The sequence below is a fragment of the Arthrobacter sp. AZCC_0090 genome, assembly GCF_014207375.1.
Taxonomy (GTDB): domain Bacteria; phylum Actinomycetota; class Actinomycetes; order Actinomycetales; family Micrococcaceae; genus Arthrobacter.
This window is the reverse complement of record NZ_JACHEE010000011.1, coordinates 160178-183605: the sequence shown is the minus strand read 5'-3', so window position 1 is coordinate 183605 and position 23428 is coordinate 160178. Positions and strand designations below refer to the sequence as shown.

Sequence of the window (23428 nt, the reverse complement as noted above, 5' to 3'; positions counted from 1 at the left end):
GGGCAAACAGGCGGGGCACCATGTGGTGCCCCCGCCTGTTTTGTGCGCTTATTCCTCGGACGAAGCCTGTCCGGCCACCAGCTCGGCAACCTCAGCCGGAGACAACTTGGCGTCGACGATCCACACCGTGAAGGAGCGGACCAGGGATTCGCCTGCCGCAAGCTCGACCGGCCGGTCCCACGCAAGGGCCGAGCCCACTGCGGGATAATCCGCCATCCGGACGAACCAAGGATCCTGCGCCTCAGCCGGAGCAGCGAACACCAGAGTGGCGGGGCCTTCAGTAAAGTCCGCCGTCCAGGCCAGCCAGGGCGACGTGGAGCCGTGGGCTTCGGGTTCGCCGTGACTTTCCGCCGTGAAGACTTCGGCGCCGGAGCAGGCGGGCAAGCGCCAGAAGAGTCCGCCGTAGCCGCTTCCCAGGGCTCCGTTTGAGCCCGGGCCACCCAAGGAGGAGTCGACGACGGCGGTCAGCTCAGTTGTCAGGTCCAGTTGCCATGTGCGGCGGTCAAGCAGCCTGGAGCGGGTGGTGCGGCGTTCCCGGAGCAGTTCGGTGCCGTCCGGTGCCCGCCAGCTCAATTCCTGCTTCAGCAGGCCAGGACGGGACGTTGCGGACACCTCGATGATGCGGCCGTGGTCTTGCCGTTCTTCGTAGCGCCCGGCAGCACGGGTGTACGTTTTGCCGCCCCAGAAATTGCTGCCATTCACGTCCTGCAACGCGAATCCCGCGCCAAGGTGCCAGGAGTGGTCGGCCGGCAGGTGATCGGTGACCTTGACTCCGGCGAGTGTTCGGACCGGGTGCAAATAGGGCCTCGGGGAGAGCCGCTCGCCAAGGCCGGCACCGCTCCGCAGGGTTGCCACCACAGCAGCGCCGCGCTGCCCGGCTTCAACAACACTGGCGCCCGGCAGACCGCCGTCGGGCAGGCTCAAAACAGGCCTTCCGGCGTCGACGGCTGGCCGCGCCCAAGGCAAGCCAAGTTCGCTGAACGTGGCGTGCGCCGCCGTCGCGCGTTCCAATGCATCTTCGATTCCGACGATCACGGCACGGGCAGCACCACCCTCGCCCTCCCAAGTGACGTACTGCTCCGGGATCAGCGCCGGAGATTCCGCGGTGCGGATCGCCTCCAGCACCTGCATGAAGGCGCCGCTGTCCGCGAGCGGGCTGATCAGCGGTGCGGCGGATGCAGGGCCCTGCGCGGAGCGCTGTTGGTGACGGTGCTCCAGTAGGTCCTCGGTGAGGTCCGCCCGGCTGTATGCCGTTTCACGCTCGCCGGACGCAGAGCTGACACTGAGGCGGTCTTGGGTGTAGTAGAGCACCGCCGTGCCTTCGCTGCCTTGCAGGGTGATGTACGGTTCCACGGATTCGGCGGCGCATAGGGTGAGCGCGCACGTGATGGGCAAGCCTTCGGCGGTCCGGATCCGGATCACCGAGGTGTCGTCGGATTCGATGTCATTGGCGCGGTACAGGTCTGTTTCCACGGAGGCAAGATCGTCCACCGTCCGCGCCCCCGCGATCCTCAGCGCGGTGGCGATGGCGTGTGCCAGTGGGTTGGTTGCTACCCCGTCGACGACGTCGACGCCGTCCAGGCTGCGTTTGCCCGCCCAGCGGGAGCGCTTGTAGTAAGCGCGGTCACGCACCCAACGCCCGGTGGCCGAGATGCCCAGAAGCGTGCCGATCTCTCCCGCCGCAAGCAGTTCCTCAATGGCCAGGAGGGCCCGGGATCCGAGGCTTTGGAAGCCGACCTGGACGCTCCTGCCGGCGGCGGTGGCGGCTTCCTGCAAGCGGTTGAAGTCGGCAAGGGAAGCGACTGGAGGCTTCTCGAGGTACAGGTCTGCGTGGGGGAGCGTTGTGAGGGCGAGCTGAGCGTGCGTCTGGATGGGGGTGGCCACAATGACCAGGTCCAGGGCGGGGATTCCCGCCAGGAGTTCGTCCAAGGTGCTGAATACAGCGGTTCCGGGTGGGAGCGCACCGGGAGTAGGCGGATTCGGATCCGCCACGGCGACAAGGCGCACGACGCCGTTAGCCTGGAGCCTTTCGAGGTTCTCCAAGTGGTGCGCGCCGAAGCCGTGGACCCCCACAAGGGCCACGTTGCTGGGCTCATGGCGGGGCTCTTTGTGTTCTGCCGGGACGGGCGCGGACAGGGTGCCCATAGCTCTCCTCATCTGTCCCCGGGGGCGGGGTTGCTGACGTCAGTGTCGTTTCGGGGCGCTTGGTAAGCGCTTTCCAAAAAGAGTGTACCCTGCCTCGTATGAGATGTAACGCCCTGGGTTTAGGGGACGCGGTTTAGACGAATGCGTTTAGCCGACTCGGCTCAGACGATCCGGCCCGCAGGCAGTTTCTCCCCGGCTTCGACCGCCACGTCGATCGAATTTCCGGTCACGGGCATGGGGCACGTGCCATACGGCGTGAAAGCACTCGGGTAGTTGATGGCGCGGTTGAAGTCCAGCACCACAGAGCCATCGTGCCGGGGACGTGAAACCGCCAGCTTGCGCCATTCGTCCGTGGTGTTGCCGTTCGTTTCGTCGTGGAAAGTGACGGTGAGCGCTCCGAGCTTCTCGGCCTCGGCGTGCAGGCGGATCTCGTGGGGAAGGCCAGGCGCCCGGAAAACGACCTCGCCCACGGATCGATGCACCCCGTCCACCAAAGGGTTGGCCGTCCCGATCGGTACATCCACCGGTTCAGGGTACGCCTCGAAACGGCCCTCGAGCACCCAGTCCGGGTTGTATTCATAGGTTGGAACGGCCTCGAACTCCGTCAACACCGGCGAGGAGTTGTCCCGGGTGCGGATGGCGTACTTGTCCGCGCGCATGGCCAGTTCGACCACCACCTCCGTGCCATCCGCGCCGCCGAACTGCACCCACATGAGCGATTCCTCATCCTGGAGGGTGGCCGAAATCGTGCCATCCACGGGAGCTCCCGTCTCCACGAGCGTGAGTCCATCAGCCGCGCTCGCGGTGAGTGTCGCCGTCGTGCCGTCCGTTGACCAGAGCCCCGGGACGAGTTCGACGGCGGCAGGTGCGGATTCGAGCCACTGGAAGGATGTGAGCGTCAGCCAGCCGTGTTCCGCCGCGAGGGCAGCGTTGCGGCCGTTGCGGAAACGCTGCCAGCGTTCCAGCTGGGCATCAGTTGCGGGGGCTGTTGTGCTCATGGTTCCTCCAGCGGTTCGGGCGGTGTGTCGTTGCCTTAACCATGCACCTCTCGTCGCCATTCCCGGAACCCAACTGACTCGCATTAGATGTCGTTCTGAGGGCTGATAACGACAACAACTGCGAGCTAGTTGGGCGGCCGCGGCGGACTTAGCGACAACATCTGAGACGGATTCCCACAGCCTCAAGAGCTACGGGTAGGATTCCGTAGGAATATTAGTAATCCGGCTCACAGTATCCAGCGCAGTGTACGGGCCACACCCAACGCCAGAAGGTATTTTTCATGGTTGACACTGCACATCTCAGCACCGACCTCGCCGCGGAACTGCGGGCCGATGTCCGCCGCGTCTCCACGCTTCTCGGAGAGTCGTTGGTCCGCCAGCACGGGCCCGAGTTGCTGCAGCTCGTCGAGCAGGTGCGCCTGCTTACCAAGGAATCCAAGGAAGCCGCCCGCGGTGGGGCTGACGCTACCGGCCCGTGGAGCGCGCACGACGTCGTCGCCCAGGTCCGGGAACTGCTCGCCTCATTGCCGCTTGAGGAAGCCACCGAGCTGGTCCGCGCCTTCGCCTTCTATTTCCACCTCGCCAACGCCGCCGAGCAAGTGCACCGCGTCCGCGGACTGCGCACCCGCCAGGAAAAGGACGGCTGGCTGGCCAAAGCCGTGGCCGAGATCGCCGACGAGGCCGGAACCCAGGCCCTGCAGGATGTCGTCAATAAGCTGGACGTTCGCCCTATTTTCACCGCCCACCCCACCGAGGCTTCGCGCCGTTCGGTGCTGGACAAGATCCGCAAGCTCTCGGATGTCCTGGCCGAGTCAACCCTTGAGGGCACGGCAGCGCGCCGCCGCCAGGACCGCCAGCTCGCCGAGATCATCGACCAGATGTGGCAGACGGACGAATTGCGTCAGGTCCGCCCCACCCCAGTGGACGAGGCCCGCAACGCCATCTACTACCTGAGCAGCATCCTGACCGACGCCATGCCGGAAATGCTCACGGACCTCACTGAACTGCTGGGTGAGCACGGCGTCGTCCTGCCCGCGCAGAACGCCCCCATCCGCTTCGGTTCTTGGATCGGCGGAGACCGCGACGGCAACCCGAACGTCACCGCTTCCGTCACCCGCGAAATCCTGCAGCTTCAGAACCAGCATGCCGTGCGGATCAGCATCTCGATGATCGACGAACTGATTTCCATCCTCTCCAACTCGACGGCCCTGGTGGACGCGGAAGAGGACCTCCTGGACTCGATCGCCGTCGACCTCAAGAACCTGCCCGGCTTGGACAAACGCATCCTGGAGCTGAACGCGCAGGAGCCTTACCGCCTCAAACTGACGTGCATCAAGGCCAAGCTCATCAACACGGGCCGTCGCGTGGCTGCGTCCAAATACCACGAAGCCGGCCGCGACTACGCCTCAACGTCGGAGCTGCTGGCCGAACTTGAGCTGCTGGAGGCCTCGCTGCGGAAGCACTCGGCCGTGCTCGTGGCCGACGGCGCCCTGGCCCGCGTCCGCCGCGCGATCGCTTCCTTCGGGCTGCACTTGGCGACCCTCGACATCCGTGAACACGCCGACTACCACCACGACGCCGTCGGGCAGTTGGTGGACCGGATCGGCGTCGGAACCCCCTACGGTGAGTTGAGCCGCGCCGAGCGCTTTGAGCGGCTGAGTGCGGAGCTGGCTTCTCGCCGGCCGCTGTCCGGCCACCCCATCAAGCTCGACGGCGACGGCGACCGCACGTACGACGTGTTCCGCAGCATCCGCCACGCCCTCCAGACGTACGGGCCGGACGTCGTCGAAACCTACATCATTTCCATGACGCGCGGCGCGGACGATGTCCTGGCCGCCGCCGTGCTGGCCCGTGAGGCTGGGCTGATCGACCTCTTCGGCGCGGCTCCGTATGCCAAGATCGGCTTCGCCCCGCTCTTGGAAACCGTGGAAGAGCTGCGCGCCTCGGCCGAAATCGTGGACCTGCTGCTTTCCGATCCGTCCTATCGTTCGCTGGTGCGGCTGCGCGGGGACGTCCAGGAGATCATGCTGGGCTACTCGGACTCCAACAAGGAATCCGGTGTCATGACCAGCCAGTGGGAGATCCACAAAACCCAGCGAAAGCTGCGCGACGTCGCCGCCAAGCACGGCGTGAACGTTCGGCTTTTCCATGGCCGCGGCGGTTCCGTGGGCCGTGGCGGCGGACCGACCTACGACGCCATCATGGCCCAGCCGAACGGCGTGCTGGAAGGCGCCATCAAGTTCACCGAGCAAGGCGAAGTCATCTCGGACAAGTACTCCCTGCCGGAGCTCGCCCGCGAAAACCTGGAGCTCTCCCTTGCGGCCGTGATGCAAGGCTCTGCGCTGCACCGCACCCCGCGCACCTCCGACGATGAGCGCGAACGTTACGGGCAGGTCATGGAGATCATTTCCGACGCCGCGTTCGCCCAGTACCGTTCGCTGATCGACGATCCGGACCTGCCCGCGTACTTCCTGGCCTCGACCCCGGTGGAGCAGCTCGGGTCCCTGAACATCGGCTCGCGTCCCTCCAAGCGCCCGGACTCCGGCGCGGGACTGGGTGGGCTGCGGGCCATCCCGTGGGTGTTCGGGTGGACCCAGTCGCGGCAGATCGTTCCGGGCTGGTTCGGAGTGGGCTCAGGCCTGAAGGCCGCCCGCGAGGCTGGCAACACCGCCGAGCTTGCCGAGATGATGAAGCGCTGGCACTTCTTCCAGTCCGTGATTTCCAACGTGGAGATGACCCTGGCCAAGACGGACATGGACATCGCCGGGCATTATGTGTCTTCGCTGGTTCCGGAAGAGCTGCACCACCTCTTCAAGGCGATCCGCACTGAGTACGATCTCACTGTTGCCGAAGTGGAACTCCTGAGCGGCGAAACCGAGCTCCTGGAAGCCCAGCCGACGCTCAAGCGTTCCCTCGAAATCCGCGACCAATACCTCGACCCCATCAGCTACCTGCAGGTGGAGTTGTTGCGCCGCGTCCGCGAAGCTTCCATTTCGGGCGCCGAGATCGACGAACGACTCCAGCGGGCCATGCTCATCACCGTCAACGGAGTGGCCGCCGGCCTCCGCAACACCGGCTAACCGTTTCCTCCCCTTACCTTCCGACGCTCGCTCACATATGTGGGCGTTTTCGGGTACCCTCCTGCAGATCATCTGCAGGAGGGTACCGCCGTTTGGGCTCATGTGTGAGCGAGCGTTCCCCGCGGGGGCACCATACGTGAGCGAGCGTTTAGGGTTGATGGATGCCTTCGTTCCAGACCAAGTTGAAGATCACCGGGCTCAAACCAGGCAACCCGCCGGAGTCGGTGATGGCCGCTGCGGTCGAGGCCTTGGAGACGCGTCATCATGTCGAAGCCAATCAGCTGGACGTCGTTGGCGGCGTGCCGCAGATCAGCGTTCGCTTCCTGGTGGAGGCCCGCGACTACCCAGGCGAGAACAGCGAGGCCCGCGCGTCGGCAGCCATGATGCGGGACGCCGTCGAACGCGTTGCGCTCACAGGAAACCTTTACGTGTTGCGCCGCATGCGGGGGAAATGGTCGCCGATCTGAGCCCGACGGCGGCGGCCGCTTAAAAGGGCAGCGCCTAAAGATGCGGCGGCTCGCCCGGCTCGTCCACCGGCGAGCGGTCGCCCCGGCGACGCGTGACGATCACGCCCACCAGGACGCCGATCAGCAACCCCACGCCGACGCCGATCAGTGAGCTCGCCCAGAACGGAAGCTTCGTCGTCGAGCCTGCGAAATAACCCAATCCTGCCTGCCAGGTGGCCCACAGCAGCCCGCCCAAACCAGCGCACAGGCTGAAACCGCGGGAGGAAACCTCGGCGATCCCGGCAGCGGCCGAGGCGGCAAGCCGCCCACCTGGGATGAACCGGGCGCCGATGATCGCACCGTAGGTGGAAGAACGTCCGGCCTTGGCGATGGTCCGGTGGATGCCCTGATGGACTTTGCGACCCCACGCCCAGCGGTCCAGGATATGGCTCAAACGGCGTTTGAAGAGCTGGAATACCAGAATGTCGCCCAACCAAGACGCGACGGCGGCAAGCAAACCCACGAGCCAAAAGTTGACCCGGCCCTCGGCCGCCAACGCGCCACCAGTAATCACCAGCATCTCGGAGGGGATGGGCGGGAAGAAGGCATCGCCCACCACCATGGGGATGATCCAGACATAGATCGCGGCTCCCCAGCCATCGGCGGCGGTGATGTCCATGGGCACAAATTACCCCACTTTGGTGCATCCGACGGAGTGTCGTGCAAGACTGGCGCCATGCGGCTTGAGATCCTGCAAGGCGACATCACGACGCGCGACGTCGATGCGATCGTCAACGCGGCCAACTCTTCTTTGATGGGTGGAGGCGGAGTCGACGGCGCCATCCACCGCGCCGCCGGCCCTGAGCTTGTGGACGCTTGCCGGGAGCTTCGAAGGACCTCCTTGCCAGACGGTCTGCCAGTGGGCCAGGCCGTGGCCACTCCCGGGTTCAAATTGCCTGCCCGATGGGTGATCCACACCGTCGGTCCCAACCGGCACGCCGGCCAGAGCGATCCGAAACTGTTGGCTTCGTGTTTCCACGAGAGCCTGAAAGTGGCAGCGTCCCTCGGAGCACGTTCCGTTGCGTTTCCCGCAATCAGCGCGGGGATCTATGGCTGGGACGCGCGGGATGTCGCCACTGTAGCGTTCGACGCCGTCCGTCGCTTTGGCGACGAAGGCTCCGGTGAGCTGGAACTCGTGGAATTTGTGCTGTTCAGCGCGGAGACAACCGATGTGTTCCGGAGCGTGTTCTTTCCCGGAACGGCTTGGTAATTCCGGAGTTTTCGCAGCTCATTGTCCCCGCCTAATGCCCGTCCTAAGATCAAAAAACAGGGCCCGGCACCCCCTGCCGGGGCCGAGTTTTAGGGAGGTACATGATGTTGATCGAAGAAGTTCGGCGGCTGGATGATCGCGGCATGGCGGCCTGGGACCACCATGACGCCGCTGACTTTGCTGACCTGTTCGCGGATGTTTTCACGTTATCGGATGTGTCGCTGCCCAACGCACTGCACTCGACGGACCAGGTGCGGCAGTACATGGAGACATGGTTCACGGCGTTTCCTGACATGCATATACGCAGTATCAATCGAGTGGTCACTGAGGACGCGGTAGCTGCCGAAGTCGAATTCACTGGTACGAACACCGGCCCCCTCGTGGTTGGAGGCATGGAACTGCCCGCCACGGGAAAGAGTGTCACGGGCACCGGTTCCTATTTTGCATCGGTGCGGGATGGCAAGTACACCTCGTTCAGCGCGCACCCCGACGTCGCCGGAATGATGGTCCAGCTCGGCCTGATGCCCGGGGCGTAGTCTTTTTTGGCCCCGCACGTCCGGGGGTAGCTTCAGGCGGGGCCTTCTTCAAGAACGGTCTTCAGCTGGCCGAGCTGTCCGACTTCCTGCTGCATGGTCTTGGTGATCATCGAGCCCATGAGTTTCATGAAGCCCTTGGGCTGGAGATCCAAGGCAAAGCGCACTGTGGTGCGGCCTTCGTTTTCGTCCAAGGTGAAGGATCCCGTTGGACGAGCCGGGCCGGCAATCACCTGGAAATCGAGGCGCTTGCCCGGCTGGGCTTCGGTGATCTCGTAGTCGCCGGCGATCGTGCGGCCGCCGGGGCCGGCCAGCGTCTGGGAGTACACAGCACCCTGGGCGCCAGCTTCGCCGCTCGGGAGGGCGACAGTCTTGACGGCCGGACGCCACAGCTTGTTGTTGAGCCCGTCTGCCAAGAAGGCATAGACGTCGTTTGCGGGGCGGTTGATCGAGACTTCGTTTTCAGCGTGGGCCATGTGGTTCCTTTTCGCGAGACCGAATGCCGCGCCTGGTCGCCAGGCCAGCAAAACTGAGCATATACGTCCGGTCCGGTTGGAGGCTGGGAACTCGCCTTCGTTTCGGTGCTGCGAGCGCTCTCACCCCGACGCTCGTTCACTTATGCTGCCCGTTCGGTCGACCCTCCTGCAGATATGACACAGGGTGGACATGTTCCCCAATTTTGGTGAGCGAGGGTTTGAGGAAAAGCCGTGATTGGCGAGCGAGGATTGGGGGAGGGACCGGTATTGGTGAGTGAGCGTCAGGCGGGGTGGGCTTCGCTCAACTCGAGCTCGCTCCGGTATTCCACGGCTTGCTTGCTGATGGGGTCAACGAATCGGATGCCACGGGCCAGCAATTGCAGGGGTTTGGAATAGTCGTCCGGGGCTTTGTCCAGGAGCTCGGGGTAGAACGCGTCGTTCACGATTCCCAGCCCGAGCGAGGCCATGTGCACGCGAAGCTGGTGGGTCTTGCCCGTGTGGGGCTCAAGCCGGTACAGCGCCCGGCGAGCGGAGCCGCCGTCGTGAGCGCCGCCGTCGAACGTTCTCAGCAGCTCAATGCGCGTCTCCGCGTTGGGTTCGCCGTCGATCACTTCGGCGAGCAGGTAGCTACGGGATTTGGTCATGCGGTTGCGCACGACGGCGGGGAGCTCGACGGCGGGAAAGCCTGCGGCGGGTGCCGCGGCAGAGACGCACTCGTACTCCTTTTGCACCTGCCGCTTTTCGAAGAGCACCTGGTACTTGCCGCGGGTCTCCGGGTTGGTGGAGAGCAGCAGCACACCGGCGGTCATGCGGTCGAGGCGGTGCATCGGGATGAGGTCTGGCAGGTCCAGATGGTTCCGGAGCCGGACGAGCGCGGATTCCTGGATGTAGGTGCCGCCCGGGGTGGTGGGCAGGAAGTGGGGCTTGTCGACGACCAGGAGGTGCTCGTCTTGGTGCAGGATGTTGATCTCCACCGGCATCCGGATCTCAGGCGGGAGGGTGCGGTAGTACCAAATGAAGGTGTGTTCTTCGAGCGGGGTGCCGCGGTCAAGTGGCGCGCCGCCTTCGCCGACGATCTCGCCGGCGTCGAACCTGTCCTCGATGCCCTGGGGATCGATGTGGCCCCAGCGGTGCATCATGTAGTCCATTGCGGTGTCCCAAGGCCCCTCGTCCGGGAGGCGCAGACGGGTGGCGTTGACGCCGTCGCGCACTGGAAGGGGGGATTGCATCACCGGTCTATTCTACCGCCGACGAGAAAAAAGTTCTTGACAAGAAAAGTTGTCGGTAGGCACAATAGAAGCATGTTGGACATCGAAGTGATCGAGGACCCCGCCGCGGCGGAAGCATCGCTGGACCCGATCCGCACCCGCATCCTGCAGGAACTGGCTGAGCCCGGCTCTGCCACGCAGCTGGCCGTGAAGGTTGGCCTGCCCCGACAGAAGGTCAACTACCATCTCAAGGCCCTTGAGCGGCACGGGCTCGTCGAGCTGGTGGAGGAACGGAAAAAGGGCAATGTCACCGAGCGCGTTTTGCGCGCGACGGCGGCGTCGTACCTGATCTCGCCGGTGGCACTCGCATCTGTGGCTCCGGATCCCCGACGCTTCTCGGATCGCTTTTCCGCCTTCTGGCTCCTGGCCCTCGCGGCCCGGACGGTCCAGGAGATGGGCAAGCTGATCGCAGGCGCGGCCGCAGCCAAGAAGAAGCTTGCGAGCTTCGCGATCGACGGCGAAATCACCTTCCGCTCAGCGGCGGACCGCGCCGCTTTTGCCGAGGAGCTCGGCGTTGCGGTGACCCGACTCGTGGACAAATACCACGACGGCGGTGCTTCCGCACTGGCGAGCGGCGCACGCAAGCATCGCCTCGTCGTCGTACTTCATCCCGCACTCAAGACAAACACGCAGCACTCTCCAGAAAAGGAACAGGACAATGACTGACAACCGTGAATTCGAAATCGTGGCCGACACCGAACTGCCCGGCACTCCTGAACGGGTCTGGCAGGCTGTCACCACTGACACCTCGGCGTGGATGTTCCCCACCGATCAATGGCCGGCCGTGAAGACCGTGGACGAATACCCCAGCCACCTCGTGTCGAGAATGGACGGGCCGGACGGCTGGTTCAACCAGTTGGAGCACGTACTCGAACCGCTCGATGGCGGCCGGGCCAAACTGTACTATGTCCACAGCGGCATCTTCGCGGACAACTGGGAGGAGCAGTACGACGGCGCCAGCAAGCACACCGAGTTCTACCTGCACAGCCTGGGCCAGTACCTTCAATACTTCGACGGCAAGCCCGTGGTCTTCACCGACATCCAGGGTCCGGGAGCCTCGCAGACGCCCGACGGTTTCGCGCAACTGAAGAAGGCCCTCGGCGTGGACGGCGTTGCGCAGGGTTCAACGGTTGAAGTGGACGTCGACGGCGTGGGGCGGCTGAGCGGGGAACTTGACTTCTCCAACCAGCACTTCCTGGGCCTGCGGACCGCCGACACGCTCTACCGCTTCTTCGGCCGCAACTCCTTCGGAGCCCCCGTGGGCATGACGGTGCATGATTTCAGCGGCAGCGGCGATTCCGAACTGACCGCGAAGGCCTGGGGCGGGTTCCTGGAGAAGGTGTACGCCTAAGTCCTCCGACGCGTAGAACGCTGGCCGACGCGCAAATGGTCTGGCGACACCGGAATTCCGTTGTCGCCAGGCCATCTGCGCGTCGCATGGAAATTCGAGCGTCATTGCCAGCCGCGCGCCACCGCATCCAACGCCGCGGCATAGATCCCTTCCCAATCGGTTCCGGAGTCATTCACGTTCGCGAGTTCCAGGCTCACCAGTCCGTGGACCTGTCCCCAGATGGACATGGCGATCGTTGCGGCATCATCGCGGCGAATAGTTCCCGCTTCCTGTGCGGCCGTCACAGCCTCAACGAGCGGAAGCATGGCAGCCGAGGCGACTGCCGGCGTCGGGCTGCAGTCCACATAGCTGGCAAGCGCGCCGCCAAACATGAGCCGGTACAAGGCCGGATGTTCCCGTGCCCAGGAGCGATAGGCGAGGCCCAGGCTTCGGAGCCCGCCGCTTTCGGCGGCCCTCTGCGAGTCGCCGAACGAGCGGAATCCGTCGTCGACGGCGGCCGTCAGCAACTGGGCTTTGCCACCGAATAGTGAGTAGATCGCGGTGGTGGAGGTTTGGGCGGTTGCCGCAACGTCCCGAAGTGTTACTCGCGCGGGGCCGTCCCTGTCCACGAGTTCGGCCGTTACCTGAAGAAGCCGCTCCCGGACGAGCTGGTCATGAACGATGGGTCTTGCCATGCCTTCAAGTGTTTCATAACATTGTTTCATAACAACGTTATGAAACTCGAAGAGCGGAACTTCAGATACGGTTCCCAGATTGAAGGATTCACATGGCACAGGAAGTCTTCCCGGGGCGCTTCACAGCGGACCCCGGGCGCGAATCAGTGACCGTATTCCTTATCGGAATGCGGGCCAACCATTGGTGGAAGATCGGCAAACTTGCGCGTGTAGCCTCGGCCATGCCCACCATGCTGCGTCATCTCGCAGCACATCCCGAGTCTGGAATGCTCGGTTGCGAACAGTGGTTCGGGCGCACCACCATGCTGCTCAGCTACTGGGAGAGTCCAGAGCATCTGAGGCGCTTTGCCGCGGACAGGGATTCGCCGCACTTGGGACCGTGGCGACGTTTCATGAACGAAGTCGCGGGAAGCGGTGACATTGGCGTGTGGCACGAAACTTATCAGGTGCCGTCGTCCGGAATCGAGGTGGTCTACAACGGCATGCCGAAGTTTGGCCTTGCCAAAGCCACTGCGCATGTTCCGGTCGGGCCGGGCACCAACACCGCCAAGCAGCGTATGGGTGCCGGGCAACCCAACTAGCTCGCACTTAATGTCGTTCTGAGCCTTCAAAACGACAACAACTGCGAGCCAGTTGGGTGGGGGAGCGGGGGGTTTAGCGGGCTAGGCGACGGCGGCCGCTTCCTTGGGTGCCTTCAGGGTCCTCCGGAGCTGCGGAGACGCGTCGATCCTGGCCTGGGCATCTCGCAGTGCCAACACCGCCGTCTCGAGCTGCGCCGGCGGCAAGGTGTATGGGACCCGCATGAAGTGTTCGAACGCCCCGCCGACGCCGAAACGAGGCCCTGCCGCCAGCCGCACGCCGAAGTCCGGGGCGACGACGGTGAGCGCGGTACTCGACGCCGTCGGCAGCCTGCACCAAGCCGTGAGCCCGCCGCGCGGCCGTTCGACGTGCCAATCGGGCAGGTGCTCGGCGAGTAGTCCGAGGAGCGCTTCCCGGTTCCGTCGCAGTTCCTCAAGCCTGGCGTCCAGCGGTTCGGCGAAGGCCCGGAGCAGCCGTGCCGCGGCCAATTGCTCGACGACGGGCCCGCCCAGATCCATGGTGGTCCGGGTCTGCACGAAGCGGCTGATCAAGTCTTCTTCAGCGCGGATCCAACCGGTCCGGAGTCCGGCCCAGTGCGACTTGCTGAGCGAACCGATGGTGACCACCGCCGGACTGAAAGCTGCGAGCGGGGAGGTAGTGACGGCGTCGAGGTTTAACTCCCGCAGTGTCTCGTCCACCACCAGGACAGTGCCCGTTCCTGCCGCCTCGCGGACAAGGCGTCGGCGCTGGAGGTTGGACATGATCCGCCCTGTGGGGTTGTGGAAGTCCGGCACGAGGTAGGCCATGGCGGGGCGTTGGTGGCGCATCGCGGCGACCATGCCGTCGATATCCCAGCCTGCGCCTGCGGCAGGATCGGCGCCAGCGCCTGACGTCGGCTCCGCGGCCGGCGGCATCGGCACCGGAACCGTGCGGGAGCCCGAGGCGCGGATGGCATCGAGCGCGTTGGGGTAGCTGGGGTGCTCCACAAGGACCTTCTGTTGCCGACCGGCCAGCGTTTTCAGGATGATGTTCAGGGCATGCTGAGCCCCGGAAGTCACCAAGATCTGCTCCGCCGTCGTGGGGATCCCGGCTGCTGTGTAGCGGTCCGCGATGGCTTCCCGGAGAGGCGGGAGGCCAACAGCGTCGTAGCCAAAACCGGGCAAGAGCGCCGGAAGGTCAATCAACGCATCAGCAAAAGCCCGGTGCACCACCTCGCCCGTTGCCGGCAGTGAGGCGTAGGCGAGGTCAAGAATCCCCTCCGGAACAGCGAGGCCCGGTCCGCTGACTGGAATCGTCCGGTGCGGAATGCCCGTCCTGCCCCGGCTGCCTTGCCCGCCGCTGAGGAATCCTCGCTCGCGGAGGCTGGCGTAGGCGGCGGTCACGGTGGTCCGGCTGACACCCAGGGTGACGGCAAGCGCACGCTCGCTGGGCAGTGCGACGTCGAGCGGGATGCGTCCGTCCATCACCAAAAGGCGTACGACGTCGGCAAGCTCGCGGTAGGCGGGAGCGGCGCCAGTGTTCCATGCGCCAAGGAGACGCGCCATGGCTGTGGGGTTCAGGGATCCGGACATAAGACCAGTATTGCAAACTGGCTATGGAAAGCAATGCCAGTTTTCGGGATCATGGTTTCATGATGACCCGCAGAATCACCCAGCTCCTGTTCGGCCTCGCAATGTATGGGATCTCCCTGGCCATGTTCATCCGGGCCGGCCTTGGCTTGGACCCTTGGGATGTGTTCCACCAAGGCGTCGCGGGAAAGATCGGGTGGAGCATCGGAACCGTCGTGGTGGTTGTCAGCTTCCTCGTGCTGCTCCTCTGGATACCGCTCCGGCAGATGCCCGGCTTCGGAACCCTCGCCAACGCCGTGTTGGTGGGTGTCTTCGCGGACATCGGGCTGGCCATGATCCCCGCGTTCTCGCACCTGGGTGGACAGATCGCCATGCTCGCCGGTGCCGTAATCCTCAACGGCATCGCCTCCGCTTGCTACATTGGCGCACGCCTCGGCCCCGGTGCCCGAGATGGGCTCATGACGGGGCTTGCCCGCCGCACGGGTTGGTCGGTGCGCTTGTCCCGGACCTTGATCGAGGTTGTGGTGCTCGGTGTGGGCTGGTTGCTTGGTGGCTCCGTCGGCGTCGGAACCGTGGTGTATGCGTTAGCCATCGGGCCGGTGGTTCAGCTGTTGTTGCCTCGTTTCACGGTTCCGGAGAAGGCTTCCCAAAGTGCCCCGGAGGAAGTGCCGGCCGCTGCGTGACACGGATTCGTTCTGCCGACGCGCGCGCGTATTACCTGGCTGACACACAGGGAATTCCGGTGTCGCTAGGTAATTCCCGCGTCGGGAGTCAGGGACTGGGCTGGCAGCTGGGGCAGAAGTAGATGTTCCGGTCCTCCAAGCCCGACGCCGGTCCCAGCACGCCGCGGCGAATGGGCGTACCGCAACGAAGGCATGGCTTGTGCTCCCGGCCGTACACCCAATAGCCGGGACGCAGGGCTCGCGGGCCACGCGTCGTCCGAGGCCCGGGTCCTAGGTTTGCCTGGAGCAGGCTCTTGGCTTCCTCGAGTATCCCCGCCAGATCCTGGACAGCCGATACGGGCGCGGCAGGATGCACCCCGGCCAGGAAACACGCTTCGCAGCGGTAGATATTGCCGATGCCAGCCACATTCCGTTGGTCGAGGAGTGCCAAGCCAATCGGGGTGTCCGGCGCGGACCGCATCCGACCAACAGCCTCTTCGGCGTCCCAATCCGGCCCTAGCAGATCCGGGCCAAGGTGCCCCACCGCACGGGGTTCGTCCGACGTCGGGATCACTTCGAGGATGCCCAGGGAGAAGCCGACGACGTCGGTGCTCGCCGTGCGGAGAACGCACCTGGCCGTGTGGCCCGGATTCCTCCACCGGCCGCCGGGGGCATAGACCTGCCAGCTTCCCTCCATTTTCAAGTGCGAATGGATCGTCAGGGCGCGGCGGGCGGTCAAGTCCTTCGCTGGTCCAATCGGGTCCGGTTCGCCCTCCGCAACCTGCGCGACCTCCGTGCGGCTCCCAGCCTCCACAGGCTCCAGCAGGCGCATGAGCAAGTGCTTTCCCCGTGGCACTACCTCGGACACGGTCCATCCGGCCAGGCTGAGGGTGGCGAACCTGGGCACGCGGAAATCCGAGGAGACAAGCACCTGACCCGCTAGTACGCGGTGAAGCTCCGTCGCGGCGCGCCAGATCGAGTCACCCTCAGGCACGGATCCCCATCTCAGGCACGGATCCCCATCTCAGGCACGGATCCCCATCTCAGGCACGGATCCCCATCTCAGGCACGGATCCTCAATCCCTTCGGCGTGGAGTACGCCCCCGCTGCCGCAAGAGCAAAGGCTACGGGGGTGTCCAAGAGGTCGTGGCCGTTCACTTTCTCCATGATCAACTTGTCTACTGCTCCCCGACGCACCACGCCTACCAAGGCTGCAGCGGCAGCCGCCAGGACGGCGTCGTCGTGGCTGAAGGTCAGTAGGGTCTTCCCGCCGCGCTCAACATACAGGACCAAGGCGCCGTCGACTATCACTACCAAGGCTCCAGCCTTCCGCCCCGGACGGTGACCCGATCCGGCGTCGACCGCCAGAGCGGGCCACGGGAGGGCAGCGCCGTAAGGGTTGGCGGGATCCGTCGCGGCAAGTGCCAAAGCGACAGGCTCGGCTTTGGCGAGTTGGGCGTCTTCCGTGAAGGAGCGCAGGCGGTCCACCGTGGCGGGAACGGCAAACTGGGCGGCGCCGAGGTGCTCGATGAAGTAGCCGCGGCGGCACCGGCCGGCTTCTTCAAGGCGTGCGAGGACCTTATACATCAGGCCGAATCCGCCCACGATGTTCTCCACCATGACGGATCCGCGGGTCACCACGCCGTACCTGTCGAGGAGCAGTTCGGCGGTGCCGCGGGCATGGATGGTGGGGTCGAGCTCAGGGGCGGGAAGTGCCGACCAGCGGCCCACGGCCAGCGGGGGAGTGGGTGCCGTTCCGGTGACCGAGCCGTAGCGTCCGCCCGTGAGCCCCGGGGATCCCATCAGGCCCGTGCCATGCGAGCGGCCAAGCCTGCTCATGCGCAGGGACCTGGCACGTGGTGGCCGGGCGGGCTGCTTGTGTGCTGTGCGACCCCCGGAAATCAGCGCGCGGACGGGGGCGAAAGTGTCGCCTGTGATGCGGCCGGCCCACACGAGATCCCACAGCGCGGACACCACGGCGTCGTCGCTGAGCACCGCATCCATGCCGCCCGCAACCTCGGTGAGCTGCCGGAAGAAGTAGGCACCCCCGCCGGTCTGCAGATATTCCAGAAGGCGGAGTTGGGCATCGCCGGGCTCGAAATCGGGGTCCGGGTTGAGGGTCAGCTCGGCGGCTTCGGCCACATGGAGGCTGATCCATCCGTCGTTCCCGGGCAACGATCCCGCCCCCGACCACAAGACCTCACCGGCCGCCATGAGCTCGTCCAGCATGGCGGGCTGATAGTCGGGGATCCGGCTGGACAGCACCAAGGGCTCCCAAGCCGACGCCGGAACGGGCACGCCGGAGAGCTGATCGATGGCTGTCATGATGCCGTCCAACCCGCGCAGTGCCGGGGCGCCACGGGAGCGGCCTGCGGCCGGCACGGATACGTTTTGCCAAGCGGGCAGGAAACGGCCGTACGCGGCAGCGTCCACTGGTTCCACTTCGGCTCGCAGTGCGGCGAGGGAACGACGCCGGAGCTTGCGTAACACTTCGGCGTCGCACCATTCGCTGCCCGGCAGAACGGTGCCCTGAGGAACGCTGCCCGGCGAAGCATCGGCAACCTCCGGCGCCAGCGCCGGCCCGGGCGAGTCAGGTGCCTCACCGGGAACCGTATCCGGCACGCTGGGGTGCGGGCGGAACTCACCCTCCACCACCCTGCCGTCCGCCGCCAAGCGTTTCAGCGCAGTGCTCACGACGGCGACGCCTAGTCCGAGCCTCGTTGCGGCTTCTTCGGCCGTGAACGGTCCGTGGGTTCGTGCGTAACGGGAGACGAGATCCCCGAGTGGATCATGGACGGGTTCGATGAACGCGAGGGGAACTCCCATGGGCAGCGGAACGCCGATGGCATCCCGGAGCCGTGCCGCATCCTCGATGGCCGCGAATCGTTCAACGCCGCTGAGGGTCACGGTGAGGGCGCGATTGGCTTTCCGTAATGCGGCCAGATGCGATCCGGCGGCCAGATGCAACGCGGCCAGATCCGCGGAGGCCACCGCACCTTCCTCAGGCTGCAAACGGGCAGCCACTTCTTCCACGCTCAGTGGGCCCAGCAAGCGCAGCAAGTCCGCGACGCCTTCCATGCCACGGACTCGCCGGTCCGGTGCCAGTCGCTGGAGCTCGAACTCCGTGGCCTCAATGACTTTCGCATCCAGGAGCTCGCGCAGTTCCACCCTGCCGAGGAGTTCGTTCAGGAGCGTGGAGTCGAGGGCCAAGGCCGCGGCCCTACGCTCGGCGAGCGGGGAATCGCCCTCGTACAGGTACTGGGCCACGTAGCCAAAGAGCAGCGACTTGGCGAACGGGGAGGGCTGCTGCGTGGTGGTCTGGACCAAGCGCAGTTCGCGGCGCTCGATCGACGCGGCAATGTCTTTCAATGCGGGGAGGTCGTAGACGTCCTGCAGGCATTCGCGCACGGTTTCGAGAACGATCGGGAAGGAAGGGTATTTCTTGGCGACATCCAGCAATTGCGCAGAGCGTTGCCGCTGCTGCCAGAGGGGTTGCCTTTTCGCAGGATTCTGCCGCGGCAGCAACAAAGCACGGGCAGCGCACTCGCGGAAACGGGAGGCGAACAAAGCACTGCCGCCCACTTCCGCCGTTACGATTTGCTCGAGCTCGTCCGGGTCAAAGAGGAACAACTCGGCTCCGGGGGGTTCATCCTCCATCATTGGCACGCGCAGCACGATGCCGTCGTCGGCGGCCATGGCGGAGCCGTCCAGCCCGTAGCGCTGCTGGAGCCGCTGCCCGACGGCGAGGGCCCAGGGAGCGTGCACCGGCATGCCGAAGGGGCTGTGCAGCACCACCCGCCAATCGCCGAGTTCGTCATGGAAACGTTCGACGACGAGTGTCCGGTCATTGGGGACGACTTCCGTGGCCTGCTTTTGTTCGCCCAGATACTGGAGCAGGTTGCCGGCGGCGAAGTCGTCCAGGCCGCTGGCCTTGCAGCGTTCCAGGGCCGGCCCTTGGTCCGCAGCGGAGAGTTCCCGCACGAATGCTCCGAGCGCGCGGCCCAGGTCCACTGGCCGGCCCAAGGAATCACCCTTCCAGAAGGGAAGCTTCCCAGGCTGGCCGAAGGCGGGCGAGACAAGGACACGGTCGTGTGTGATGTCCTCGATTTTCCAGCTGGTGGCCCCCAATGCGAAGACATCGCCGACGCGTGATTCGTAGACCATTTCTTCGTCGAGCTCGCCGACGCGTCGGCCGCCTTTGGCAGCGCGCGACGCCGGACTGGGCTCCTGCGCGGACGCCTCACCGGTGCCGCCAGAACCTTCGGTTTCCGTGCCGATGATGTAGACGCCGAAGAGTCCGCGGTCCGGAATGGTTCCACCCGAGGTCACGGCAAGACGCTGTGCCCCTGGGCGGCCTTCGATGGTGCCGGCGTTGCGGTCCCATATGATGCGCGGCCGGAGTTCGGCGAATTCGTCCGAGGGATACCGTCCCGCCAGAAGGTCCAAGGTGGCTTCGAAAGCGGAGCGGGGCAGGGTGGCGAAAGGGGCGGAGCGGCGCACAGTGGCGAACCAATCCTCGACGTCGATGCTTCCCAGGGCGGTGGCGGCAACGGTTTGCTGAGCCAGAATGTCCAAGGGGTTGGCGGGAACATGGAGGCGTTCGATCTGGCCGCTCAGCATACGTTCCACGGTGATGGCGGTGTGGACGAGGTCTGCCCTGTGCTTCGGGAAGAGCACGCCTTCGGAGATCTCACCCACTTGGTGGCCGGCGCGGCCTACCCGTTGCAGGCCGCTGGCCACCGACGGCGGCGACTCGACCTGGACTACGAGGTCCACCGCGCCCATATCGATGCCGAGTTCCAGTGATGACGTGGCCACAACACAACGCAACCGGCCGGATTTGAGGTCGTCCTCGATGAGTGCCCGCTGGTCCTTGGACACCGAGCCGTGATGCGCACGGGCCAGGACCGGATCAGCGCCGGTGGTGCTTCCGGCTTGGGCCATCATGTGCGCGGGAGTCGATGTCGAGGACGGCAGTCCCGAGGACGGCAGCCCAGAAACAGGCGCCCCAAAATCAGCCGGCACCGAATCCGCCGCAGCAGAAAACACATCCACCGCCATGAGTTGGCGCTCCGCGTAGATCTCGTTGAGCCGGGCCGTGAGGCGCTCCGCGAGGCGGCGGGAGTTCGCGAAGACAATGGTTGACTGCTTGGACAGGACAAGATCAACGATCTTCTCCTCAACATGCGGCCAAATGGACGCTTGCGGTTGCAGCCCGGAGGCCGGTCCTGAGTCGAAGGCGCCGGCCGCTCCCGCCAAGTCCGACATGTCCTCCACAGGGACGCTGACGCTGAGGTTCCAGTTCTTACGGGAAGGCGGTGCGACGATTTCCACGGGTGCCGAGCCCGCGAGGAACTGAGCCACGAGTTCGTGTGGCTCCACGGTGGCCGAGAGCCCGATCCGCTGGGCAGGTTTGGGGAGCAGTGCGTCGAGCCGTTCCAATGACACCGCGAGGTGCGCGCCGCGCTTGGTGCCGGCAACCGCGTGGACCTCGTCCACAATCACGGTGTCCACCTCGCTGAGCGTCTCCCGGGCCTTCGATGTCAGCATCAGGAACAGGGACTCGGGCGTGGTGATGAGAATGTCTGGCGGGTGGCTGAGCAGCGCGCGGCGGTCCGCCGTCGTCGTATCCCCTGAGCGGACGCCGACGCTGACCAGCGGAGCGGGCAACCCGAGCCGTTTCGCGGTTTGCGTGATGCCGATCAGTGGCGAACGGAGGTTGCGTTCGACGTCGACGCCGAGAGCCTTGAGCGGGGAAATGTACAGGACGCGGGTCTTGCGTTTGGGGGCTTTGGCGCGGGCGCGGGCGGTTGGATCCTCAAGCCCCGGAAGCGCATCAGGAGGGTCCTCCGGGGACAGCGACAAGAGCCTGTCCAGGGCCCACAGGAAGGCGGCGAGCGTCTTGCCGGATCCGGTAGGTGCCACAACCAGGGCGTGCGAGCCGGACGAAATGGCCTTCCACGCGCCATCTTGGGCCGGTGTGGGCGCGGAGAAAGCCCCGAGGAACCAGTCACGTGTGGCACGGCTGAAGCGGTCCATGGCTGTGTGGCCCGAACCGCCCGCTAGCTCCCGCTCCTGCATTCCTCCATCATGCCTCACGGCACCGACAAGATAAGGTTCCCGCTATTGCCCGTGGACCCTCAGCGCCGTAGTGTTTCGGTCAATCCGCCAGTCCGCCGAAATGAATCTTCAGGAGCTGAGGCAACGGTGTGAGCCGAAAAACGAGGGTCATTGTTGCGACGGGAATCGCTACCGCGATTATTGCGGTCACGATGTCCGCGGCCGGAGTGTTTTCAGCCCCGGAGGCATCGAGAACGACGGCGGCAAGCCAGCCCGGCGCCCAAAGTGCGGACCCGGCTAATCCAGAAGAAGTCACGGCGATCCGGAACGTCGTCACCCAGGCGATCGACTACCGGAACCACCGGATCGTTTCCGGAACCGCTCCCGCGACCATGGAAAACGTGGGCGAATATTTCACCCCTGACGCTGCGCCCGCGGTCCTTCAGGATTTTGGTTCGCTAGAGGGACGCCAAGAACAGTTGGTGCCCTTCGGTCTGGTCCATACGGCTAGCCGTTCGGACATCGCCTTTGAGGACATTGTCGCCAGGAATGGCAAGGCAACGGCGAGGGTCAAGGAGCAAACCACCCTTGGCCTTGCGCCGATAAACGGGATCCAAGGTCCCGACGAAGGCTATGTTTACGAGCAATTGTTTGAACTTTCACAGTCCGGCGGCGTTTGGAAGATCTCCGGGACCCGGCCGGTGAATCCGCTCGGATTGGGACCCCCGACTGTCATTGACCCTCGTTCCCGCGCGGCGCCAAGCCGAGCGCCTACCCGGCTTGGAAAGCCTGAACGCTCAGGAGGTTGATGTTGGTGTTGCTGCAGGCCGTGCGTTGCTGCGGGATGAACAGCGAGGCAGTTTCCTCGGGCGGGTAGACCCGGAATCCGGTAGCAGGAACTTGGGTGCATTCGGGGTAGTTGCCGGCCTGGGTGTAGCGGAGCTGGGCGAAGCCGGACTTCCCCGGAGCAAGGACCACGTTTGCCACCGGCTGCGTGTCATCGCGGGAGGCGGCCGCGCCGATCGGATCGCCCGTGGGCGTGGACGTGAGTGAGACGCCCGGGAAGCCATTGAGGACACAGGATTCCGTGCCGGAGTTGGTGAGGATGAGCTTCATGTAGACGCTGCCTGCCGCTCCTCCGCCCGTGGAATCGACAGATGCTGTCAGCGAGGCCGCTTTGCAGAGAGCGACGCCGGATGGTGTCATGCTCCCTGTGGGTGATGACGTGGAACTGCTGCTGGGGCTCGACGTGCTTGAGGCGGACGCCGAAGACGATGCCGACGTCGTTCCGCTTGCCGTGCCTGTGCCCTGTGCCTGGCCTTGGAAACAGCCGGAGAGTAGGAATACCGAGGCTGCTGCCATCGTGAGCAGGAGACCGTTCTTGACTCGCATATTCGTCATGCGCACAGCTTTTCGTCGTCATTTGCTTGAGTCAACTGCGGCGCGGCAGCGGCGCCGGATTGGTCCCCGGATCGTAATGTTCCGGGGACCAATCCGGCGGAGTTGTTACTTGGACTCTGCGGCCTTGGCGGAACGGCTGCGGAAGAATGCCGCGCCACCCAAGCCCAGCCCTGCCACGCCGGCGATCAGGCCGGCCCAGCTGCGGGCTTGGGATCCGTCGTCGGTCACTGCAGATGCTTGCTCTGTAGAGACTGAAGCGGCCATGTGGCCGTTACCCACAGCGGCATCGGCTGCGGTGACGGCCACCGACGGAGCCGGAGCCTTCAGCGAGTGCGGGTCCTGGCCGTCCTTCGGGATTTCAGCCCAGTTTGTCTGCCCCTGCTCGCAGTTCTGGAGTGTGGGGAAGTAGAGGGTCTTGCCAGCGGCGTCGGGCAGCTTGACGGACAGGACCAGGGCATCGCGCTGGTGCGGGTCCAGCGGGGCCTTGGCTGTGTAGATGATCTGGCTGGTCCGCTTGGTGATGGAGGTGCCGTCGGCTAGCTTCTTGGGCTCGGGCAGGGTCTGCGTGACCTTCTCGATGGTCCAGTTTGGGTTCACTGTGGGCGTGGCGTCCGTCAGTTCCTCGGGGAGGTTGATGGTCAGCTTGGTGGTTCCCGAGGTGTCGCAGCCGTGCGGAACGCCGAAGGTCAGCAGGGCGTAGGAGTTCGCGGTGGTCTTGTCCGGATTGATCGAGACGTGCGCAGATGCGCCTGCGAGACCGGCCATCATCAGTGCGGCGGTGCCTCCCGCGATTGCGGTGGCGGAGAGGGTACGGCGGAGTGAGGACTTGTTCATGGTTGTTGCCTTTCAAGGGGCGCGCGGAAACACGCCAAAGTACGGGGATGTGCCCGTCACCAAGGGAAGGCGGTGCCGGGCGG

General features: G+C 65.1%; 20 protein-coding genes. 9 read left to right on the top strand and 11 right to left on the bottom strand.

Annotation, left to right across the window (positions count from 1 at the left end):
- Positions 1 to 48: 48 nt before the first annotated feature.
- Both HNP00_RS17435 and HNP00_RS17430 read right to left on the bottom strand, forming a co-directional pair.
- Entirely contained in the window at positions 49 to 2145 is a 2097-nt protein-coding gene (locus HNP00_RS17435; RefSeq protein ID WP_184740978.1) for a DUF6807 family protein, read from the bottom strand.
- 161 nt (positions 2146 to 2306) lie between these two features.
- Positions 2307 to 3143 (bottom strand): DUF1684 domain-containing protein, encoded by an 837-nt coding sequence (locus tag HNP00_RS17430; RefSeq protein WP_184740977.1) that lies wholly within the window; start codon positions 3141 to 3143, stop codon positions 2307 to 2309.
- Positions 3144 to 3424: 281 nt separating this feature from the next.
- Between HNP00_RS17430 and ppc the strand changes: the two genes are divergently transcribed.
- Both ppc and HNP00_RS17420 read left to right on the top strand, forming a co-directional pair.
- The gene (ppc, locus tag HNP00_RS17425; protein WP_184740976.1) at positions 3425 to 6223 is read left to right on the top strand and encodes a phosphoenolpyruvate carboxylase; all 2799 of its coding nucleotides are present in this window, start codon (positions 3425 to 3427) and stop codon (positions 6221 to 6223) included.
- Positions 6224 to 6384: 161 nt separating this feature from the next.
- On the top strand, positions 6385 to 6690 hold the full coding sequence (locus HNP00_RS17420; protein WP_184740975.1) for a hypothetical protein: 306 nt from the start codon (positions 6385 to 6387) through the stop codon (positions 6688 to 6690).
- A gap of 34 nt (positions 6691 to 6724) precedes the next feature.
- On the opposite strand, the gene HNP00_RS17415 is transcribed toward HNP00_RS17420, so the two are convergent.
- Positions 6725 to 7348: a DedA family protein gene (locus tag HNP00_RS17415; RefSeq protein ID WP_184740974.1), complete on the bottom strand. Its 624-nt coding sequence runs from the start codon at positions 7346 to 7348 to the stop codon at positions 6725 to 6727.
- Positions 7349 to 7405: 57 nt separating this feature from the next.
- On the opposite strand from HNP00_RS17415, the gene HNP00_RS17410 reads away from it, so the two are divergent.
- Both HNP00_RS17410 and HNP00_RS17405 read left to right on the top strand, forming a co-directional pair.
- Positions 7406 to 7939, top strand: a complete 534-nt coding sequence (locus HNP00_RS17410; protein ID WP_184740973.1) for an O-acetyl-ADP-ribose deacetylase — start codon at positions 7406 to 7408, stop codon at positions 7937 to 7939.
- 104 nt (positions 7940 to 8043) lie between these two features.
- Complete coding sequence (locus tag HNP00_RS17405) at positions 8044 to 8475, top strand: ester cyclase (protein WP_184740972.1); 432 nt, start codon at positions 8044 to 8046, stop codon at positions 8473 to 8475.
- Between the two features lie 32 nt (positions 8476 to 8507).
- Here HNP00_RS17405 and HNP00_RS17400 read toward each other — a convergent pair whose 3' ends face one another.
- Both HNP00_RS17400 and HNP00_RS17395 read right to left on the bottom strand, forming a co-directional pair.
- The gene (locus tag HNP00_RS17400) at positions 8508 to 8948 is read right to left on the bottom strand and encodes an SRPBCC family protein (RefSeq protein ID WP_184740971.1); all 441 of its coding nucleotides are present in this window, start codon (positions 8946 to 8948) and stop codon (positions 8508 to 8510) included.
- 281 nt (positions 8949 to 9229) lie between these two features.
- Complete coding sequence (locus HNP00_RS17395) at positions 9230 to 10177, bottom strand: RluA family pseudouridine synthase (protein ID WP_184741002.1); 948 nt, start codon at positions 10175 to 10177, stop codon at positions 9230 to 9232.
- 72 nt (positions 10178 to 10249) lie between these two features.
- Here HNP00_RS17395 and HNP00_RS17390 point away from each other — a divergent pair, with 72 nt between their 5' ends.
- Both HNP00_RS17390 and HNP00_RS17385 read left to right on the top strand, forming a co-directional pair.
- Positions 10250 to 10882 (top strand): helix-turn-helix domain-containing protein, encoded by a 633-nt coding sequence (locus tag HNP00_RS17390; RefSeq protein ID WP_184740970.1) that lies wholly within the window; start codon positions 10250 to 10252, stop codon positions 10880 to 10882.
- Entirely contained in the window at positions 10875 to 11567 is a 693-nt protein-coding gene (locus tag HNP00_RS17385) for an SRPBCC domain-containing protein (RefSeq protein WP_184740969.1), read from the top strand. Before HNP00_RS17390 ends, HNP00_RS17385 begins: the two co-directional genes overlap by 8 nt.
- Positions 11568 to 11668: 101 nt before the next feature.
- On the opposite strand, the gene HNP00_RS17380 is transcribed toward HNP00_RS17385, so the two are convergent.
- Positions 11669 to 12241, bottom strand: coding sequence for a TetR-like C-terminal domain-containing protein (locus tag HNP00_RS17380; protein WP_184740968.1), 573 nt, complete (start codon positions 12239 to 12241; stop codon positions 11669 to 11671).
- A gap of 92 nt (positions 12242 to 12333) precedes the next feature.
- Here HNP00_RS17380 and HNP00_RS17375 point away from each other — a divergent pair, with 92 nt between their 5' ends.
- The gene (locus HNP00_RS17375) at positions 12334 to 12822 is read left to right on the top strand and encodes a DUF4188 domain-containing protein (protein ID WP_184740967.1); all 489 of its coding nucleotides are present in this window, start codon (positions 12334 to 12336) and stop codon (positions 12820 to 12822) included.
- Between the two features lie 81 nt (positions 12823 to 12903).
- On the opposite strand, the gene HNP00_RS17370 is transcribed toward HNP00_RS17375, so the two are convergent.
- Positions 12904 to 14391, bottom strand: a complete 1488-nt coding sequence (locus HNP00_RS17370) for a PLP-dependent aminotransferase family protein (protein ID WP_184740966.1) — start codon at positions 14389 to 14391, stop codon at positions 12904 to 12906.
- A 59-nt stretch (positions 14392 to 14450) separates the two neighbouring features.
- On the opposite strand from HNP00_RS17370, the gene HNP00_RS17365 reads away from it, so the two are divergent.
- Positions 14451 to 15071 (top strand): YitT family protein, encoded by a 621-nt coding sequence (locus HNP00_RS17365; RefSeq protein WP_184740965.1) that lies wholly within the window; start codon positions 14451 to 14453, stop codon positions 15069 to 15071.
- 88 nt (positions 15072 to 15159) lie between these two features.
- Here the strand turns inward: HNP00_RS17365 and HNP00_RS17360 are convergent, their stop codons facing one another.
- Both HNP00_RS17360 and HNP00_RS17355 read right to left on the bottom strand, forming a co-directional pair.
- Complete coding sequence (locus HNP00_RS17360; RefSeq protein WP_184740964.1) at positions 15160 to 16044, bottom strand: Fpg/Nei family DNA glycosylase; 885 nt, start codon at positions 16042 to 16044, stop codon at positions 15160 to 15162.
- 68 nt (positions 16045 to 16112) lie between these two features.
- Positions 16113 to 21131, bottom strand: a complete 5019-nt coding sequence (locus HNP00_RS17355; RefSeq protein ID WP_184740963.1) for an ATP-dependent helicase — start codon at positions 21129 to 21131, stop codon at positions 16113 to 16115.
- Between the two features lie 128 nt (positions 21132 to 21259).
- On the opposite strand from HNP00_RS17355, the gene HNP00_RS17350 reads away from it, so the two are divergent.
- The gene (locus HNP00_RS17350; protein ID WP_184740962.1) at positions 21260 to 21919 is read left to right on the top strand and encodes a hypothetical protein; all 660 of its coding nucleotides are present in this window, start codon (positions 21260 to 21262) and stop codon (positions 21917 to 21919) included.
- Here HNP00_RS17350 and HNP00_RS17345 read toward each other — a convergent pair.
- Together HNP00_RS17345 and HNP00_RS17340 are read right to left on the bottom strand one after the other, a co-directional pair.
- Entirely contained in the window at positions 21882 to 22511 is a 630-nt protein-coding gene (locus tag HNP00_RS17345; protein ID WP_184740961.1) for a DUF4232 domain-containing protein, read from the bottom strand. The genes HNP00_RS17350 and HNP00_RS17345 overlap by 38 nt on opposite strands.
- Before the next feature lie 105 nt (positions 22512 to 22616).
- On the bottom strand, positions 22617 to 23345 hold the full coding sequence (locus tag HNP00_RS17340; protein ID WP_184740960.1) for a YcnI family protein: 729 nt from the start codon (positions 23343 to 23345) through the stop codon (positions 22617 to 22619).
- Positions 23346 to 23428: the final 83 nt, after the last annotated feature.

What these genes read in the sequence shown, in the direction of transcription:
- HNP00_RS17435 (WP_184740978.1), bottom strand. Translation starts at nt 2,145, where the DNA reads ATGGGCACCCTGTCCGCGCCCGTCCCGGCAGAACACAAAGAGCCCCGC.
- HNP00_RS17430 (WP_184740977.1), bottom strand. Translation starts at nt 3,143, where the DNA reads ATGAGCACAACAGCCCCCGCAACTGATGCCCAGCTGGAACGCTGGCAG.
- ppc (WP_184740976.1), top strand. Translation starts at nt 3,425, where the DNA reads ATGGTTGACACTGCACATCTCAGCACCGACCTCGCCGCGGAACTGCGG.
- HNP00_RS17420 (WP_184740975.1), top strand. Translation starts at nt 6,385, where the DNA reads ATGCCTTCGTTCCAGACCAAGTTGAAGATCACCGGGCTCAAACCAGGC.
- HNP00_RS17415 (WP_184740974.1), bottom strand. Translation starts at nt 7,348, where the DNA reads ATGGACATCACCGCCGCCGATGGCTGGGGAGCCGCGATCTATGTCTGG.
- HNP00_RS17410 (WP_184740973.1), top strand. Translation starts at nt 7,406, where the DNA reads ATGCGGCTTGAGATCCTGCAAGGCGACATCACGACGCGCGACGTCGAT.
- HNP00_RS17405 (WP_184740972.1), top strand. Translation starts at nt 8,044, where the DNA reads ATGTTGATCGAAGAAGTTCGGCGGCTGGATGATCGCGGCATGGCGGCC.
- HNP00_RS17400 (WP_184740971.1), bottom strand. Translation starts at nt 8,948, where the DNA reads ATGGCCCACGCTGAAAACGAAGTCTCGATCAACCGCCCCGCAAACGAC.
- HNP00_RS17395 (WP_184741002.1), bottom strand. Translation starts at nt 10,177, where the DNA reads ATGCAATCCCCCCTTCCAGTGCGCGACGGCGTCAACGCCACCCGTCTG.
- HNP00_RS17390 (WP_184740970.1), top strand. Translation starts at nt 10,250, where the DNA reads ATGTTGGACATCGAAGTGATCGAGGACCCCGCCGCGGCGGAAGCATCG.
- HNP00_RS17385 (WP_184740969.1), top strand. Translation starts at nt 10,875, where the DNA reads ATGACTGACAACCGTGAATTCGAAATCGTGGCCGACACCGAACTGCCC.
- HNP00_RS17380 (WP_184740968.1), bottom strand. Translation starts at nt 12,241, where the DNA reads ATGGCAAGACCCATCGTTCATGACCAGCTCGTCCGGGAGCGGCTTCTT.
- HNP00_RS17375 (WP_184740967.1), top strand. Translation starts at nt 12,334, where the DNA reads ATGGCACAGGAAGTCTTCCCGGGGCGCTTCACAGCGGACCCCGGGCGC.
- HNP00_RS17370 (WP_184740966.1), bottom strand. Translation starts at nt 14,391, where the DNA reads ATGTCCGGATCCCTGAACCCCACAGCCATGGCGCGTCTCCTTGGCGCA.
- HNP00_RS17365 (WP_184740965.1), top strand. Translation starts at nt 14,451, where the DNA reads ATGATGACCCGCAGAATCACCCAGCTCCTGTTCGGCCTCGCAATGTAT.
- HNP00_RS17355 (WP_184740963.1), bottom strand. Translation starts at nt 21,131, where the DNA reads ATGCAGGAGCGGGAGCTAGCGGGCGGTTCGGGCCACACAGCCATGGAC.
- HNP00_RS17345 (WP_184740961.1), bottom strand. Translation starts at nt 22,511, where the DNA reads ATGACGAATATGCGAGTCAAGAACGGTCTCCTGCTCACGATGGCAGCA.
- HNP00_RS17340 (WP_184740960.1), bottom strand. Translation starts at nt 23,345, where the DNA reads ATGAACAAGTCCTCACTCCGCCGTACCCTCTCCGCCACCGCAATCGCG.